This is a genomic window from Pigmentiphaga sp. H8 (assembly GCF_003854895.1).
Classification (GTDB): domain Bacteria; phylum Pseudomonadota; class Gammaproteobacteria; order Burkholderiales; family Burkholderiaceae_B; genus Pigmentiphaga.
On the sequence record NZ_CP033966.1, the window covers coordinates 3,586,112 to 3,601,934 of the forward strand.

The 15,823-nt window shown below is 70.4% G+C and carries 14 protein-coding genes; 6 read left to right on the plus strand and 8 right to left on the minus strand.

The genetic code is table 11. The features are described 5' to 3' along the window. Positions 1-3 precede the first annotated feature (3 nt). On the minus strand, positions 4-873 hold the full coding sequence (locus tag EGT29_RS16955; protein ID WP_124692403.1) for a LysR substrate-binding domain-containing protein: 870 nt from the start codon (positions 871-873) through the stop codon (positions 4-6). Positions 874-1,007: 134 nt separating this feature from the next. Between EGT29_RS16955 and EGT29_RS16960 the strand changes: the two genes are divergently transcribed. After that, complete coding sequence (locus tag EGT29_RS16960; protein ID WP_238160042.1) at positions 1,008-2,411, plus strand: MFS transporter; 1,404 nt, start codon at positions 1,008-1,010, stop codon at positions 2,409-2,411. A gap of 9 nt (positions 2,412-2,420) precedes the next feature. Here EGT29_RS16960 and EGT29_RS16965 read toward each other — a convergent pair whose 3' ends face one another. Both EGT29_RS16965 and EGT29_RS16970 read right to left on the minus strand, forming a co-directional pair. After that, positions 2,421-3,443, minus strand: a complete 1,023-nt coding sequence (locus tag EGT29_RS16965; RefSeq protein ID WP_124690082.1) for a tripartite tricarboxylate transporter substrate binding protein — start codon at positions 3,441-3,443, stop codon at positions 2,421-2,423. Beyond that, on the minus strand, positions 3,440-4,354 hold the full coding sequence (locus EGT29_RS16970; RefSeq protein ID WP_124690083.1) for a LysR family transcriptional regulator: 915 nt from the start codon (positions 4,352-4,354) through the stop codon (positions 3,440-3,442). Before EGT29_RS16970 ends, EGT29_RS16965 begins: the two co-directional genes overlap by 4 nt. 116 nt (positions 4,355-4,470) lie before the next feature. Here EGT29_RS16970 and EGT29_RS16975 point away from each other — a divergent pair, with 116 nt between their 5' ends. Both EGT29_RS16975 and EGT29_RS16980 read left to right on the plus strand, forming a co-directional pair. Next, positions 4,471-7,146, plus strand: a complete 2,676-nt coding sequence (locus tag EGT29_RS16975; RefSeq protein ID WP_124690084.1) for a tannase/feruloyl esterase family alpha/beta hydrolase — start codon at positions 4,471-4,473, stop codon at positions 7,144-7,146. Then, complete coding sequence (locus tag EGT29_RS16980) at positions 7,143-8,477, plus strand: lysophospholipase (protein WP_238160044.1); 1,335 nt, start codon at positions 7,143-7,145, stop codon at positions 8,475-8,477. Before EGT29_RS16975 ends, EGT29_RS16980 begins: the two co-directional genes overlap by 4 nt. A gap of 4 nt (positions 8,478-8,481) precedes the next feature. On the opposite strand, the gene EGT29_RS16985 is transcribed toward EGT29_RS16980, so the two are convergent. Together EGT29_RS16985 and EGT29_RS16990 are read right to left on the minus strand one after the other, a co-directional pair. Then, the gene (locus EGT29_RS16985) at positions 8,482-9,453 is read right to left on the minus strand and encodes a tripartite tricarboxylate transporter substrate binding protein (RefSeq protein WP_124690085.1); all 972 of its coding nucleotides are present in this window, start codon (positions 9,451-9,453) and stop codon (positions 8,482-8,484) included. Between the two features lie 9 nt (positions 9,454-9,462). Then, complete coding sequence (locus tag EGT29_RS16990) at positions 9,463-10,422, minus strand: tripartite tricarboxylate transporter substrate binding protein (RefSeq protein ID WP_238160047.1); 960 nt, start codon at positions 10,420-10,422, stop codon at positions 9,463-9,465. Positions 10,423-10,637: 215 nt separating this feature from the next. Between EGT29_RS16990 and EGT29_RS16995 the strand changes: the two genes are divergently transcribed. Both EGT29_RS16995 and EGT29_RS17000 read left to right on the plus strand, forming a co-directional pair. Beyond that, complete coding sequence (locus EGT29_RS16995) at positions 10,638-11,414, plus strand: helix-turn-helix domain-containing protein (protein ID WP_124690087.1); 777 nt, start codon at positions 10,638-10,640, stop codon at positions 11,412-11,414. A 128-nt stretch (positions 11,415-11,542) separates the two neighbouring features. Further along, complete coding sequence (locus tag EGT29_RS17000; protein WP_238160049.1) at positions 11,543-12,517, plus strand: fumarylacetoacetate hydrolase family protein; 975 nt, start codon at positions 11,543-11,545, stop codon at positions 12,515-12,517. A 4-nt stretch (positions 12,518-12,521) separates the two neighbouring features. Here EGT29_RS17000 and EGT29_RS17005 read toward each other — a convergent pair whose 3' ends face one another. Both EGT29_RS17005 and EGT29_RS17010 read right to left on the minus strand, forming a co-directional pair. Then, positions 12,522-12,941 (minus strand): cupin domain-containing protein, encoded by a 420-nt coding sequence (locus EGT29_RS17005; protein ID WP_124690088.1) that lies wholly within the window; start codon positions 12,939-12,941, stop codon positions 12,522-12,524. 85 nt (positions 12,942-13,026) lie between these two features. Next, entirely contained in the window at positions 13,027-13,740 is a 714-nt protein-coding gene (locus EGT29_RS17010; protein ID WP_238160053.1) for a class II aldolase/adducin family protein, read from the minus strand. Between the two features lie 158 nt (positions 13,741-13,898). Between EGT29_RS17010 and EGT29_RS17015 the strand changes: the two genes are divergently transcribed. After that, a complete protein-coding gene (locus tag EGT29_RS17015) occupies positions 13,899-14,873 on the plus strand; it encodes a tripartite tricarboxylate transporter substrate binding protein (RefSeq protein ID WP_124690090.1) in 975 nt (324 codons plus the stop codon). Between the two features lie 15 nt (positions 14,874-14,888). On the opposite strand, the gene EGT29_RS17020 is transcribed toward EGT29_RS17015, so the two are convergent. Beyond that, on the minus strand, positions 14,889-15,815 hold the full coding sequence (locus EGT29_RS17020) for a LysR family transcriptional regulator (RefSeq protein WP_124690091.1): 927 nt from the start codon (positions 15,813-15,815) through the stop codon (positions 14,889-14,891). Positions 15,816-15,823 lie beyond the last annotated feature (8 nt).

The following is a 15,823-nucleotide window of genomic DNA, read 5'->3' on the forward strand; positions in this document are numbered from 1 at the left end:
GGCTCAGTCTTCGCCCTTGAACGCGGCGATGATGGCATCGGCCACGGCCCGCACGCGGGCCGTGCGGTTCAGGTCGGCGTGCAGCACCAGCCAGACGTCCAGGCGCTCGGTCCGCTCGGGCCAGACGCGCACCAGGTCCGGATCGTCCTGCGCCATCAGCACGGCCAGTTCGCCCAGGCCCAGGCCCGCCCGTACCGCCTCCAGCATCATCAAACCCGAATTGACTTCCAGCGCGACCCGCGCATTGCCGGTCGACACCCCGCCCAGCCGGGCGCCGTCCAGCGGCCCGATCGCGCGGTCGTACCGGATCACGTCGTGGCCCTTGAGCGCCGCGTCCATCGCCGGCACGCCCCGGCGGCGCAGGTAGTCGCGCGAGGCATAGACGCCTATCTGCCTGCGCGCCAGCCGCCGCGCGATCAGGTCCGGACTCGTGGGCTTGACCGTGCGCACGGCGATGTCGGCCTCGCGCCGGGTCAGGTTGGTGACCTGGGTGGACGTGCCCAGCACGACCTTGATGTCGGGGTGGGCCTCGCGCAGCGTCCGCAGCGCCGGGATCACGTAGAAACTCGCCATGGTGTCCGAGGTGGCTACGCGCACCACGCCGCACAGCTTGTCGTCCAGGCCCTGCATCTGCCGCTGCAGTTGGTCGGCGGCCTGCTCCATCCGTTCGGCGGCGGCGCCGGCCAGTTCTCCGGCCGGCGTGGGCACGTAGCCGTTGGGCGTGCGCAGGAACAGGCGGGCGCCCAGCGCGGCCTCGAGGGCGGCGAGGCGGCGGCCGGCCGTGGCCTGGTCCACTTCCAGCAGCGCCGCGGCGCCTCGCAGCGTGCCCGCGCGCCGGATGGCCAGAAAGATCCGGGCATCGTCCCAGTTCATCATGCGCGCTTCGCACCGGCCGGGCGTCTTTCCAGGCAATGCATTTTTGCATCACTACACCGCATTTTCACCTCTTTTTCCGCATCATTCCCGGGCCTAGGATAACGCCTTCTCTTGCTTTTCGGACGACGATCGTGCGGTATCCCTGCCCCAACATTCCCCTCCCCCCGGCGCCCGCGCGCCAGGCATCGGCCGACCCCATGCCGCTGGCCGCGCTGGCGGTGGGATTCATCATGGCCATGCTCGACGTCACCGTCGTCAACGTAGCGCTGAGCGACATCGCGCGCAGCCTGGAGGTCTCCTTGTCGGGCCTGGTCTGGGTGGTCGACGGCTATACGCTGGCCTTCGCCGCCATGCTGCTGGTCGGCGGCGCGCTGGCCGACCGCCTGGGCGCGCGCGCCGTGTATCTGGCGGGACTGGCCGTCTTCACGCTGGCCTCGGTGGCGTGCGGCCTGGCCCAGGACGGCCTGGCTCTGGTCGGCGCGCGCCTGGCGCAAGGCGTGGGCGCGTCCCTGTTCGTTCCCAGCTCGCTCAGCCTGCTGGTCCACACCTATGCCGACGAACGCGTCCGGGCGCGGATGGTGGCGCTCTGGTCAGCCATCGTCACGCTGTCGGTGGCGGCCGGACCGCTGGTGGGCGGGCTGCTGATCGCGCATTTCGGCTGGCGCAGCGTCTTCCTGATCAACGTTCCCATCGGCATCGCCGGCGCGCTGCTTACCCTGAAGCTGGTGCGGCCCGCTCCCGCCCGGCCGCGCGCGCTGAATCCCGCCAGCCACGCGCTGGGCATCACGGCGCTGGCCGCCCTGTGCTATGCGCTCATCCAGGGCCCCGAGCGGGGTTGGGCCGCGCCCCCCATCCTGCTGGCGGCGGTCCTGGCCCTGGCGGCCGGCGCCCTGCTGGCCTGGCGCGAGCAACGGACCGCCTCGCCGCTGGTGCCCCGGCAACTGCTGGCCGCGCCGCGCTTCCTGCCCGCCAATGCCCTGGGGGCCCTGGCCAGCTTCGCGGTGTACGGCCAACTGTTCCTGCTCAGCCTCTACCTGCAGCGGGCTCGCGGCGCCGGGCCGCTGGACACCGGTTTCCAATTGATGCCGCTGATGCTCATCCTGGTGCTGGGCAACCTGCTGTCCGGCCGGCTCTCCAGCCGGCACGGCACGCGTTTCCCGATGCTGGCCGGCACCGGCCTCGCCACGCTCGCCACGGCGGCGGCTGCGTTCGATGGCCTGGCGCTGCCCTACTGGCTGCTGATGGCGCTGCTGGTCTGCGGCAACCTGGGCGCGGCCATCGCCATCCCCGCCATGACCGCGACCGTGATGCAGGCCGGCGGCAAGGAGCACGCCAACAGCGCCGCAGCCATCCTGAACGCCAACCGGCAGATCGGCACGCTGCTGGGCGTCGCCATCATGGGCAGCCTGTTGCATGGACTGCCCGACTGGACGGACAGCCTGCCTGCCGGCCTGGCCGTGGTCGCCGCGGCCTATGGCGTGGCCTGGCTGATCGTTCTGCGTGCGCGGGAAGCGGAGCATCCGGCCCGGCGTTGAAGCCGCTGCTCAGGGCGCCTGGCCGCTGCCCAGCGCCCCCGCCCTGACCAGCCGGCGATTCGCCTCGTAGTCGTCCCGAACGGCTGCGCGGAAATCCTCCACGCTACCCATGGCAGGCAGGTTGTAGGCGCTTTCGAGCCGCGCGGCCAGCGGCCCGCCCACCAGCGCGCGACGGACCGCGGCATTGATGCTTTCCTGCACCGGCAGGGGCGTGCCGGCGGGCGCGAACAGGCCGAACAGCGACATCAGGTTGGCTTGCGGATAGCCCAGCTCCTCCAGCGTCGGCACCTCCGCCAGCGCGCCCAGCCTGGCGGGGGCGCCCACCGCCAGCGCCTTCAGCCTGCCCATGCGCACATAATCCAGTTGCAGGGCCGCGACGTTGGTCGACAGCACCTCGAAGCGGCCGCTGAGCGCATCGTTCAATTGCGGCCCGCCGCCGTGATACGGAATGTGGGTGATGCGCGCGCCGCTTGCCGCGGCCACCTGCGCCATCACCATGTGGCCGGTCGTGGCGACGCCCGAACTGGCCCAGCGGATCGCCCCCGGCCGGCGCCGCGCCTCGTCCACCAGACCGGCGAAATCGCGGCCGGTAAAGGCCGGCGTGCCGGCCACCAGCACCGGCGTGCGCATCACGGCGGCCACGGGCGCGATCTCCCGCAGGGGATCATGGTCGGCCGACGGGCGGCTCAGCAGCGGATTGAGCGTGAGCGGCGTCAACGCGGAAAAGGCCAGGGTGTGGCCGTCGGGCGCGGCGCGCGCCACGGTCTCCATCCCCACGCTTCCGCCCGCGCCGCCCTTGTTCTCGACCCAGGCCGGCACGCCCAGGTCGCGCGACAACGCCTCGGCCAGGATACGCGCGATGGTGTCGCTCACGCCGCCGGGCGGGTAGACGACCACCATGCGTATGGCCCGCGTCGGCCAGGCCCGTCCGTCCGCCGGGGCAGCGGCACGCGCCCCCGCTCCGGCCAGCGGCAGTACGGCCGCGGCCAGCAGGACGCGGCGGCGCGCCGCGCGCGGGCCCGCGGCCGTCATCGCGCCGCCGCCAGCCGCCGCGCCAGGGCGGCGAAGTGCTGCGCCGGAAGGTTGTCCTCGCCATGGCGGGACACCAGCGTCAGCGGCGCGTCCAGCCGTTCGGCCCGCGCCAGCGGCAGATAGGTCACGGCATGCGCATGCGCGCCGCTGATGGACTTGGGCACGACCGACACGCCCGCCCCCGCCGCCACCAGGTTCAGGTTGGTCATCATGCGGTCGACCTCGGCCGCGATGCGCGGCCGCAGTCCCTGGCTTTCGCACAGCGCGAGCAGGTTGGCGTACAGGCCCGGGGCGCCCGGCTGGCGCACCAGGATGATCTTCTCCTGGCACAGTTCGGCCAGCGAGATCGCGCCGGGCCGGCTTGCCTGCCGCCCCCGCGCAAGCGGATGGTCGCACGGCACGGCGGCCACCGCGGGCTCGGTCAGCAGGGTCTCGAACACCAGGCCGTCGGGCCGCGACACCGGCACGCGCAGCAGGCCGCAATGCAGGCGCCCGGCGGCGATGGCAGCGGTCAGCCCCGCGGCATTGTCCTCGTGGATGTCCAGCTCCACGCCCGGATAGTCCCGCCGGTACAGGCGCAGGGCCTCGGGCGTGAACGCGTGCGCGGCGGCCGAGCTGGTGAAACCCACGGCCAGCAGCCCTTCCTGGCCGTTGGCCACGCGCGCCATGCGCTGGCGCATCTGCGCATAGCCTTCCAGCAGGTTCTCGGCCTCGCGCAGGAAGTGCCGGCCGGCGTCGGTCAAAGCCACGCCCCGCGGGTGACGGCGCAGCAGTTCCACCCCCAGCTCCCGCTCCAGCGCCTTGATCTGCTGGCTGAGCGGGGGCTGCTGGATGCCGAGCCGCTCGGCGGCGCGCGTCATGTGGCCGGTCTCGGCGACCGTGACGAAGTAACGCAGGTGGCGCAAGTCCATATTTTTTATATATCGAGTCTCCGCTTTTATTGTATTTGACGTACCGAGCGGCGCGCTCGCATCATCCCGCCGTGCACGCGCCCCGCCTCGAGAGGGCCGGCCATGGAGACGATACGATGACCGCATCCCGCCCCTTTCCCGCCCTGCCCCTGCTGCTTGCCACCCTCGCGGCCCTGGCCGGTTGCGGCGGCGGCGATGGCGACGCGCCCGCCGGCAATCCGCCCGACGAGCCTCCGGCCGCCTCGGGCCCGCCCTATGCCCCCGCGCTGGCCTGCGCCTCGCTGGCCGCGCGCGGCTTTTCCCCCGCCCAGCTGACGCTGCCCTCGGGCGGCGCGACGGTGTCCGAGGCGGTCGACGTCCCCGCCGATGCCGAGGGCAACAACCTGGGAGCCTACTGCCGCGTCCGCGGCCTCATCAAGCCGGTCAACGCCGGCTCGCCCGATATCAATTTCGCGCTGAACCTGCCGCTGCGCTGGAACGGCAAGACCATCCACTTCGGCGGCGGCGGCTTCAACGGCCGGCTCATCGACGGCACCGAGACCATACGCTTCGGTCCCGCCGACAAGCCCTCCCCGCTGGCCCTCGGCTACGCCACCTACGGCGACGACTCCGGCCACCAGAGCGGCAGCATCACCGACGGCAAGTTCGCCGCCGACGACGAGGCCCTGTCCAACTACGGCGGCCAGTCGCTGAAGAAAACCCGCGACGTCGCCGCGCAACTGGTGCGGGCCTACTACGACATGGCGCCCAGGCACGCCTATTTCCTGGGCACCTCCACCGGCGGCCGCGACGCGCTGGCGCACATCCAGCGCTGGCCGACCGACTACGACGGCGTCATCGCCAACGAACCCGCGTTGAATTACTCCGGCACACGGCTGTCCAACGTCGCGCTCGGCCGCGCCCTGTACGCCAACGGCGGAGCCGGCTGGCTGAACGTGGCCAAGACGCTGATGGTGCAGAACACGGTCAAGCAGGCCTGCGACAAACTGGACGGCGCGGTCGACGGCATCGTCAGCAACGTGGAAAGCTGCCGGCTGCTGAACGCCTCCAACCTGGCGGCCATGCGCTGCCCCTCGGGCGGCGACGAAGGCGATCACTGCCTGTCCACCGCGCAACTGGCGACGATCCGCACGCTCGAGGCGCCGCTGGAATTCTCCGCCTACCGGCTCGCCAACGGCGTCGACCGCGCGGGCGGCTACAACATCCTGGAAGGCGCGCTGGTGGCCGGCCCCTACACCACGCGGGACCTGGGCACTCGCCGCGCGCCCGGCAACCCGGCGACCTCGGCCGATGCCAACATGTACGTGACGGGCGACCAGTGGGTCAAGTATTTCGTCACCCGCTCGGCCAGTTTCGACACGCAGGGATTCGACCCGCGGAACCCCGGTCCGTACACCGAGCGCGTGCAGGCCGTGTCCGCGATCACCGACGCCACCGATCCCGACCTGCGTCCCTTCCTGTCCCGCGGCGGCAAGCTCATCATGCTGCACGGCCTGGCCGACGAAGTCATCAGCCCCAACTCCACCATCGACTACTACCAGCACGTGGTGGCTGCCGTGGGGCAGGAGGCCGTGGACAAGGGCGTGCGCTTCTACACCGTGCCCGGCATGGGCCATGGCACCGGCGTGTTCATTCCCAACTGGGATTCGCTGGCCGCGCTGGAAGGCTGGGTGGAGCAAGGCCTGCCCCCGGGCACGCCGGTGGCGGCCGACGCGGTGGCCGGGACCTATGGCCGCACGCGGCCCCTGTGCCAGTACCCCGCCTGGCCCAAATACCGCGGCAGCGGCAGCCAGGACGCCGCCGTCAACTACAGCTGCGTGCAGGAGACGGGCGACCCGCTGGCCTGCCCCCACCTGCCCGCCGCGGTCACCCGCTACAAGGGCGGCAACACGCTGGGCGAGGAACTGACGGTGACCGTGGATCCGGCCTCGCTGCGCTACACCGTCACGATAGACGCCAGCCTGCAACGCGCGGCCGGCACCGTGCGCGAGGGCAGCCTGCGCGCGCAAACGGCCTGCGCCTATGCCAGCGACGAAGGCGGCGCGGTCTACCTGTTCGGCGCGGGCGGCGTCCTGCAGGGCGGCGTGCTGCCGACATCGGGCGGCGGCTTCGAACCGCTGCTGGCCTTCGCCACCACGTTCGAGAACACCAGCTCGCCCACGGTCTTCAACCCGGTCGCCGCCATCTACGACCTGATCGGCGTCCACCATGGCGCGGGCGGCACGCCGGCGGCCTACAAGGCTGCGGGCCGGCTGCGCAACGCCGGCACCTTCCAGTTGTGCCGGGATCCCGTCACCGGCGGCTTCATGACCTACGATGCCGCGTGCACGTCCACCGCCAAGGGATACATCAGCTACAACGCCGGACGCGGGGCTTTCGACCTGCTGGCGACCCCGCCCGCCGATCCGGCCAGCACCACCGGCGGCACGCCCGCGGGCTCCATGGTGATCGGGCTGGTCAACGGCAACGCGGTGCCGCTGCAACTGGTGCGGGAGTCGGCCACCAGCTACGGCATGCGCCTGTACGCACCGCAGCAGTCGCTGGCTTCCGGCGCGGCCGATGGGGTCTACACCATCGCCGGCACCGGCGCGCGCAATCTCGAAGCCACCTTGTCCGGCGCCACGCTGGACATGGACGGCGGCACGACGGCCGTGGCCTACGACACCCCGGTGCCGGGCGTCGCCCAGGCGGGCGCGTCGGGCAACGACCATTTCCTTTTCACCCAAGGCATCCTGGGCTATGCCTCGGATACGGGATCGACCGCCATCTTCGCCACCGGAGTCCGCCATTGAAAACCCTGACCCGATTCTCCCTGCTGGCCGCGCTGGCCCTGGGCGCCGCCACGGCCCACGCCGCCTCCGACCGCGCGCGGCCCGCCCCCTGCCCCAAGGACGTCCCCGCCGACGCGCGTTGCTATAACGGGCAGGACAGCGAAGGCGCCTACTACTGGATCGCGATTCCCCGCGACTGGAACCGGGTGCTGGTCATGCATGCCCACGGCGGTCCCGACCTGGGCCCGTCCACCCTGAAACGCAGCCAGCAAGACCTGACCCGCTGGGCCGTGACCGTGAAGGCGGGCTATGCCTGGGCCGGCTCGTCCTACCGCCGCGGCGGCTATGGCGTGACCATGGCGGCCGAGGACACCGAGCGTCTGCGCCGCCTGTTCGTCCGGCAATTCGGCCAGCCCCGCCGCACCCTGCTGCACGGCCAGAGCTACGGCGGCGGCGTGGCGTCCAAAGCCGCCGAACTGTACGGCACCGTCGAGGGCCGGCCCGGCCCCTACGATGCCGTGCTGCTGACCAGCGGCGTGCTGGGCGGCGGCAATACCGCCTACGATTTTCGCCTGGACCTGCGGGTGGTCTACCAGTACGTCTGCCGCAACCACCCGCGCCCCGACGAGCCGCAATACCCGCTGTGGATGGGCCTGCCCAAGGATTCCACGCTGACCCGCGCGGACCTGGCCGCGCGCATCAAGGCATGCACGGGGGTCGGCATGCCGGCCGCGCAGCGCAGTCCCGAGCAGGCGGCCCGGCTCAAGACCATCCTGTCGGTCGTGAAGATTCCCGAACGCACCTTCGTGTCCAACATGAACTGGGCCACCTGGCTGTTCCGGGACCTTGCGCAGGAACGGCTGGACGGCCGCAATCCCTTCGGCAACGGGAAGGTGGTGTACGGCGGCTCGCCGGACGATGCCGCGCTGAACGCCGGGGTGGCCCGCTATCGGGCGGACCCGCTGGCCGTGGGGCGGCTGATGGTGGACAGCACGCCGACGGGCAGGCTCGCGATGCCCGTGCTGACCCTGCATGCCATCCACGATCCGACGGCCTTCGTCGAACTCGAGTCGGCCTACCGCGAGATCTTCGACCGCGCGGGCAGCGGCGACAAGCTGGTGCAGACCTTCTCGGACGAAGCCGAGCACAGCTATCTGAGCGAGCCCCAGTATCCCGCCCTGTTCACCGCGCTGATGGATTGGGTGGACAAGGGGGAAAAGCCGACCCCCGGGAAAGTGGCGCAGCTGTGCAAGGGCTATGAACGGGACTACGGCAACGGCGGCAAGCAGACCTGCCGCATCCAGGTGGGCTACCAGCCGCCGCCGCTTTCTACCCGCGTCCCGCCGCGCTAGCCGCTCAGGGCTCGATGCCCAGGCTGCGGATGAACGGCACCCAGGTCGCGCGCTCGCTCTTCTCGAACGCCAGGGCCTGGGCCGGCGTGGAAGGCGCCATGATCTCGGCCGTCTGGCGCTGGGCGAACTGGACGACCTGCGGGTCGGCCAGGACGCGGTTCAGCGCGGCGTTGAGCCTGGCGACAACGGCGGCGGGCGTGCCCGCCGGAGCGAACACGTTGTTCCACGTGTAGCCCTTGAAGGCCGGCAGGCCGGCCTGGGCGAACGTCGGGACATTGGGCGTCGAGGCGCCGCGCCGGTCGATGCCGTTGGCCAGCACCTTGACCTTCCCCTGCTCCACCAGGCCCGCCATGCTGGGCAGCGTCACCAGCATCATGTCGACCCGGCCCGCGGCCAGGTCGGCGGCGGCCACGGCCGCGCCCTTGTAGGGCACGTGCATCAGGTCGATGCCCGCGGCGCGCGCGAACGCGGCGCCGGCGATGTGGTTGATTGAGCCCACGCCGCTGGACGAATACGTAATCGACTGCGCGCGCCCCTTGGCCGCTTTGACCAGGTCGGCCAGCGAGCCCGGCCCGTTCGCCGGCACCGCCAGCGCCAGCGGCGTGCGCGCGACCAGGGCGATGGGCGTCAGGTCGCGCTCCACGTCGAACGGCAGCGACTTCTGCAAGCCGACGTTCATGACGAGCTGCGAGCTGGTCCCGAAGCCCAGGGTATAGCCGTCGGGCGCCGCCTTGGCGACATAGTCGGTACCGACCACGCCGCCGGCGCCGGGCTTGTTCTCGACGATCACCGGCTGGCCCAGTTCGCCGTACAGGGTCTTGGCCAGTTCCCTGGCCATCGCGTCGTTCACGCTGCCCGGCCCGAACGCCACGATGAGCCGGATCGGCCGCGCCGGATAGGCCGGCTCCTGCGCCCGCGGCGCGGGCGACGTGGACAACATGGCCGTCCCCAGGACGGCAAGCAGGATGGTCCGCATATCGATCTCCTATTCGGGCAGGATGCCCAGTTCCCGGATGGTGCGGCCCCAGCGGTCCTTGTCCTCGGCCAGGGCGGTCTTGAACGCGGCCGACGACATGCCCGGATACTCCAGGCCCATCGAGTCGAGCTGGCGTTCGACCTCGGGCAGGCGCATGACGCGGTCGAGTTCCCGCCACAGCGTCTCCCGGACCTCGGGCGCCAGGCCGCGCGGCGCGAGCACACCGTACCAGTTGACCACGCGGAATCCCCGCACCGTCTCGCCCACCGTGGGGACATCGGGCAGCACGCGGGCGCGCTTGTCCTCGGTCACCGCCAGTATCCGCAGCTTGCCGGCGCGCACGTGCGGCAGCAGCAGCGAGCTGCCGCCCGCGAACAACTGGGTCTCGCCCTGCAGGAGCGAGGTCACCGCCGGGCCGCCGCCCTTGTACGGCACGTGCAGCAGGTCGATGCCCACCGTGCTCGCCAGCGAGGCCAGGGCCAGGTGGTTGATGCTGCCTATGCCGCCCGAGCCGTAGGTGATCTTGCCGGGGTTCGCGCGCGCATGCGCGATCAGGTCCGACAGGCTGCGGAACGGCGACGAGGCGGGCACGGCGATCGCGGTGGTCGCATAGACCAGCATGCACACCGGCTCGAAGGACGCCACCGGGTCGAACGGCAGTTGCTTGTACAGCGCGCCGGCCATCGCATGCGTGGACACGCCGCCCATCTCCAGCGTGTAGCCGTCGGCGGGCGCGCGCGCGACGGCCGCCGCGCCTATCGTGCCGCCCGCCCCGGGAAGATTCTCGACCACCACGGCCTGCCCCGCGGACGGAAACAGCTGCTTGCCCACCAGGCGCGCGAGGATGTCGGTGGTGCCGCCCGCCGCGAACGACGAAATCAGCCGCACCGGACGGCCCGGATAGCCGGAAGCCGCGCCGGTGGCGGCGGCAACCGGGCGCAGCATCGAGCCGGCCGCAAGCGCCAGCATGGCGCGTCGGGATAAGGTGCAAGTCCCCATCGGGTCTCCTTCATTCTTCATGGTCGCGCCCCTCTGGGGGGGTCGCCGGGGCGCAGTATAGGAGCGCCCCCCGCCGCCGGCGCCACTCCGCGCGCGCGCATTCCGTGCCACGGAATGGAACGATTCCAGGAAGGGCCGGCCCGGCGCTATGATCGGGACGCCAGCACACGGAGGAAACGGCAGGCATGTCCGAAACGAACGCGATCGGGCCGGTAGTCCGGGCGCTGAACATCCTGCGGGCGCTGAATCACCAGCCGCAGAGTTCGCTCCAGTCCCTGCACCAGGCCACCGGACTGCCCAAGTCCACCATCCACCGCCTGCTGGCCACGCTCAAGAGCGAGGGCTACGTGCGCGCCGACGTGGTCAAGGGCACGTACACGCTGACCGAGAAGGTCCTGTGCCTGAGCGAAGGCTTCTCCGAACCCGAACTGGTGGTGGAGGTCGGCGCACCCATCGTGCTCAAGAACACCCGCGCCACCGGACTGCCGCTGGCCCTGGGCACCCTGGATCGCGGCCACATCGTCGTGCGCTACAGCTCCATGCCCTACAGCCCCATCGGATCCGAGCACACCACGGTCGGCCACGTCCACGATCTCGTGCATTCCGGCATGGGGCAGGCCTACCTGGCCTATTGCGGCCAAGCCGAACGCGACCGCCTGCTGCAATGGATGCAGGCCTCGCTGCCCGAGCCCGGCCTGTGGCCACCGGTGGAACAGGACATCCAGCATCAACTGGCCGTCACGCGCCGGCGCGGCTACGGCCTGCGCAAAGGCCAGGGCCGCGGCTCCAGCACCACCCTGGCGGTGCCGCTGGCCCATGGCGAGCGCGTACTGGGCGTGCTGTCGCTGACCACCTTCGGCGCGCTGCTGACCCCGGAGCGCCTGCGCGAATGCGTGGGCCACCTGGACCGGACGCGCCAGGAGATCTGCGCCGCCGTCGGCGCGCGGCTGGCGCAAGGCTGACGCGTTCCGTGTCACGGAAAGAAGCGGCGGCACGATACCGGGCCGCGGGCGCGCGGACTTAAGCTGTCGTGCCGCGAGGCGGCCCGTGCGCCGCCCCGTTCCCATTCTCCTCAGGACTGGAGCCTCGCTTGAAACTCGCCAGCTACGCCACTTTCGACCGGCCCGACACCGCGCGCGTCGGATTCGTGATCTCCGACTCCGAACTGGTCGATGCCGAAACCGCATGCCGCCAATTCGCCCCCGACTTCCAGGGCCCCCTGGACATGCACCGGCTGATCGAGGCCGGCCCCGATTTCTGGGAACAGCTCCGGCAGGTGCATGCCGCGCTGGGCCAGGCCGGGCTGCCGCGCCTGCCCATGGACACGGTCCGCTTCCTTCCCGCGGTGCCGCGCCCCTCGAAGCTGTGCTGCCTGGCCCTGAACAACAGCGCCAATACCGACCGCATCGTCAAGGGCCCCAAGCACCCGGCCGTCTTCACCAAGCCCTGGTCGGCGCTGGTCGGCCACGGCGAACCGATACGCCTGAAGCCCCATTACGGCCGCGTGCACCCCGAACCCGAACTGGCGATCGTGATCGGCAAGCTGGCACGCGACATCGACGCGGCCGACGCCTATGACCACGTATTCGGCTACACCATCCACAACGACCTGACCTCGCCCACCATGCGCGACGAGGACAGCTTCCACTACCGCGCCATCCACCCGGCGCTGGAAGGCGAAGGCATCCGCTACGTCGAAAGCCACGTCTCGTACAGCGGCCGCTACAAGGGTTCGGACACGTTCTCCCCGCTGGGCCCGTGGATCGTCACCCGCGACGAGATCCCCAACCCGCACGCGCTGGACATCTCGTGCCACGTCCGCGAAGAACAGTACGCCAGCGACAACACGGCCAACCTCTTCCACAAGCTGCCCGAGGTCCTGGCCTTCGTCTCCAGCTACATGACGCTGGTGCCGGGCGACGTGGTGTCGATGGGCACGGCGCTGGCCTCGGGCGGCAAGCCCGGCCGGGCGGTCCAGAACGCCGACCTCAACAAGATCGGCGGGCCCGTCAGCGTGACCGTGGCGGGGATAGGCAAGCTCAGCAACCCGGTGCAGGCGGGCTGACCCGCTATTGCTGCGACAGCGGCAAGCCGCGGCTGCCGGCATAGAACACGATCAGCACCACGCCCTGGTCGCCGGTCACGCCGCGGTGGTACTCGCCCACCATTTCCGGCAGGACGTCGCCCTGCTTGAGCAGGCGCGTCTCGCCCGTTTCCTTTTTCTCGACCGTCAGTTCACCCGACAGCACATAGGCCGCGTTCGGGATCGGATGGGTATGCCAGGGCAGCGCGCTGTGGGCGGGAATCGTGATCCTGAGCACGGTCAGCATCGGCGCGCCCGACGGGTAGGCCACGTAGGGACGGCCGTCCCACGACGCCCCGCTCTCCATCAGCTTTTCGACCTGCACGCCGGCTGATTCCGCCGCCATGCCCGTCCCCCCGGCCAGCGCCAATACCAGCGCGGCCAGTCCTCCCACGATCCGTTTCATGGCGATGTCCCCTTGCCTTGTTTTATTTGTGCGGCGGCCCGTGTGCCGTCCGGATCGCACGATACCACCGACGGCGGCGCCCGGCTCAGGCGTCGATATCCACTTCCTCGCACCACAGGTCCCAGCACCGCTTGAGCTGGCCGCGGTTGGTCTCGGTGGCGAGGTCGGACTCGGTCTCGGACAGGTAGCGTACGCGGTCCGACACCCGCATCGCCCCCAGTTGCATGCCGGCGTTGACTTCGGCGTAGACCGCCCGGTAGATGGCTTCTTCCAGGCTGGTCCCCACCATGGTCGATCCATGGCCGACCATCAACACCGCGCTGGCGGGCCCCAGGGTATCGGCCAGGTGGCGGCCCAGGTCGTGGTCGCGTATCAGCATGTCGGTCTCGCGGCCGGTGGCCTCGCGGATGTCGAACTTCGCGGTCCGCGTCAGGAACCCGGCCATGTGGAACATGGGCTTGACAGCCACGTCGGTGGCGGCGATGGTGATCATGGCCGCCGAGTGGCTGTGGACCACGGCCTGGACGTCGGGACGGGTGCGGTAGATCTCGCCGTGGATGAAGCGTTCCAGGTACAGGCGCCGGGTATCGCCGCCCACCGGGTTCGATTCCTCGTCCAGTTCGACGATGTCCGCTTCCTTGACCAGGTTGGGCGCCCGGTTGCACGAGATCAGGTAGTGGCCCGCGATCTCGGGGTGGCGGCAGCTGACGTGCCCGAACCCGTCGACGATGCCCTTCAGGTAAAGAATGCGGTTGGCCCGCGCCAGGTTGCGGCGCGCCTCCAGCACGATTTCGTTCATGAGCATGCTCCCCGTGTTCCGCTCGTTGTATCGACTTCGTATTGTGCACCCGAAGAATGCATCAATTTTCTTGATCTTCGACATCAATCCAGCTGACCGACTTGGCGCCCGGCCTGTGAAATACTCGGCCTCAAGAAGAGAACATCCGGAGGATACGCATGACCCCCACTCCCCTCGCGCGCGGCCTGGCCCTGATCGGCGGCGGCCTGGCGCTTTCGTTCGCGCTGGCCGCCTCGGCGGCCGACACCTGGCCCGCCAAGCCCATCACCTTCGTCGTGCCCTCGTCGCCCGGGGGCGGCACCGACATCTATGCCCGGCTGCTGGCCGAAGGCGTGGGCAAGCAGCTCAAGCAGACCGTCGTGGTCGAGAACAAGCCCGGCGCCAGCGGCAACATCGGCGCGGCGGCGGCGGCACGCGCCACGCCGGACGGCTACACCTTCCTGGTTTCGGCCACGCCGGCGATCGCGGTCAATCCCTATCTGTACAAGAACCTGCCCTACGACGCCGAGAAGGATCTCGTGCCGGTGGCCCGCGGCGTGGACGCGCCCCTGGTCTACGTCGTGCCGCCCGGCTCGCGCTTCAAGACACTGGACGACCTGCTGGCCGCCGGCAAGAGCGAGCCCGGCAAGCTGGCGTTCGGGTCGGCCGGCCACGGCTCGCCCACCTTCCTGGGCGTGAAGGTCATGGAAGAAAAGACCGGCGCCGCGTTCACGCACGTACCGTACAAGGGCATGGCGCCCACCATGCAGGACTTCCTGGGCGGACGCCTGGACTTCCTGCAATCGGACGTCGCTTCGGTGCTTCCCCACATCAAGTCGGGCAAGGCCGTCCCGCTCGCCATCAGCAGCAAGTCGCCACTGTTCCCGAAGGTAGCGGTGTGGACCGACAAGGGCCTTCCCGACGTGCCGCAGTCCTTCAGCGTGATGGCGCCGGCCGGCACGCCCGACGCCATCGTCCAGAAGATGAGCCAGACCGTGGTCAAGGCCATGCAGGAGCCGTCGGTCAAGCAGCGCCTGATCGATCAGGGCTACCTCCCGGTCTCGGACACGCCGGCCAGGTTCAGCCAGCAGTTGACGGCCGAGCGCGCGATGTGGAAATCGCTGATCGAACGCAACCACATCACGGTCGAATAGCCCCGTGCCCGGCGCTCAGCCCTGCGCAACGCGGGCGAGCGCCTTCCTGAGCCAGGTCGCGCCGGCATCCTTCCTGTGCCGGGAATGCCAGTGCTGGTGGACCACGTAGCTGGGTGATTCGAACGGCAGGTCCACCACCATCAGTGGCGCGAAGCGCATCAGCGCGCGGCTGAGCCGGGCGGGCACGACGGCCACCAGGTCGCTGTCGGCCAGCAGGTGCTCGATGCCGGCGAAACTCGATTGTTCCAGGCGGATGTTGGGCCGCGCGCCCAGCTTCTCGGCCGCATGGTCTTCCCAGCGTTGCCGGTTACGGCCCCGGCTGGCCACCGACAGGTGCGGCAGCCGCAGGAAATCCTCGACCGGCATGCCGGCCCGCAGCGCCGGATGGCCGGCCCGCCCCAGGCAGACATAGTGCTCGCGGTACAGCCGCTGCCGGATGACCGACTTGCCCATGGTGGGCACGTGGCCCAGCACCAGGTCCAGCGTGCCGGACTCCAGGTGCCAGGGCGTATCGGCCGTGATCTCGATCTGTTCCAGGCTGACGCCGGGCGCCTCGCCCGCCAGCAGCGAGCGCACGCCGGGCATCAGCACATAGACGCCGATCTCGCTCATCGCCACCCGGAAGTGGCGGGTCGCCACCGCGGGATCGAAGGCGTCGCCCTCCAGCGCGCTGGCCTGCAGCAGTTGCTGGGCCTGCTTGAGCCCCGGATAGATGGACTCGGCCTTGATGGTCGGAATCATGCCGACGGCGCTGCGCACGAACAGATCATCCCGGTAGATCTCGCGCAGCCGGGCCAGCGCCATGCTGACGGTGGAAGGGTTCATCCCCAGGCGCGCGGCCACGCGCGCGATGCTCGCCACTTCGTACAGCGCGGTGAATATGCTGATCTGGCGATAGTCGGGAAAATTCCTGGCGTCCGCGCCCTTGCGATCGTCGTCCATGGTCGGCG

What these genes read in the sequence shown, in the direction of transcription:
- EGT29_RS16965 (WP_124690082.1), bottom strand. Translation starts at nt 3,443, where the DNA reads ATGACGGCCGCGGGCCCGCGCGCGGCGCGCCGCCGCGTCCTGCTGGCC.
- EGT29_RS17005 (WP_124690088.1), bottom strand. Translation starts at nt 12,941, where the DNA reads ATGAAACGGATCGTGGGAGGACTGGCCGCGCTGGTATTGGCGCTGGCC.
- EGT29_RS17010 (WP_238160053.1), bottom strand. Translation starts at nt 13,740, where the DNA reads ATGAACGAAATCGTGCTGGAGGCGCGCCGCAACCTGGCGCGGGCCAAC.
- EGT29_RS17015 (WP_124690090.1), top strand. Translation starts at nt 13,899, where the DNA reads ATGACCCCCACTCCCCTCGCGCGCGGCCTGGCCCTGATCGGCGGCGGC.
- EGT29_RS16955 (WP_124692403.1), bottom strand. Translation starts at nt 873, where the DNA reads ATGAACTGGGACGATGCCCGGATCTTTCTGGCCATCCGGCGCGCGGGC.
- EGT29_RS16995 (WP_124690087.1), top strand. Translation starts at nt 10,638, where the DNA reads ATGTCCGAAACGAACGCGATCGGGCCGGTAGTCCGGGCGCTGAACATC.
- EGT29_RS16990 (WP_238160047.1), bottom strand. Translation starts at nt 10,422, where the DNA reads ATGCTGGCGCTTGCGGCCGGCTCGATGCTGCGCCCGGTTGCCGCCGCC.
- EGT29_RS16975 (WP_124690084.1), top strand. Translation starts at nt 4,471, where the DNA reads ATGACCGCATCCCGCCCCTTTCCCGCCCTGCCCCTGCTGCTTGCCACC.
- EGT29_RS16970 (WP_124690083.1), bottom strand. Translation starts at nt 4,354, where the DNA reads ATGGACTTGCGCCACCTGCGTTACTTCGTCACGGTCGCCGAGACCGGC.
- EGT29_RS16985 (WP_124690085.1), bottom strand. Translation starts at nt 9,453, where the DNA reads ATGCGGACCATCCTGCTTGCCGTCCTGGGGACGGCCATGTTGTCCACG.
- EGT29_RS17020 (WP_124690091.1), bottom strand. Translation starts at nt 15,815, where the DNA reads ATGGACGACGATCGCAAGGGCGCGGACGCCAGGAATTTTCCCGACTAT.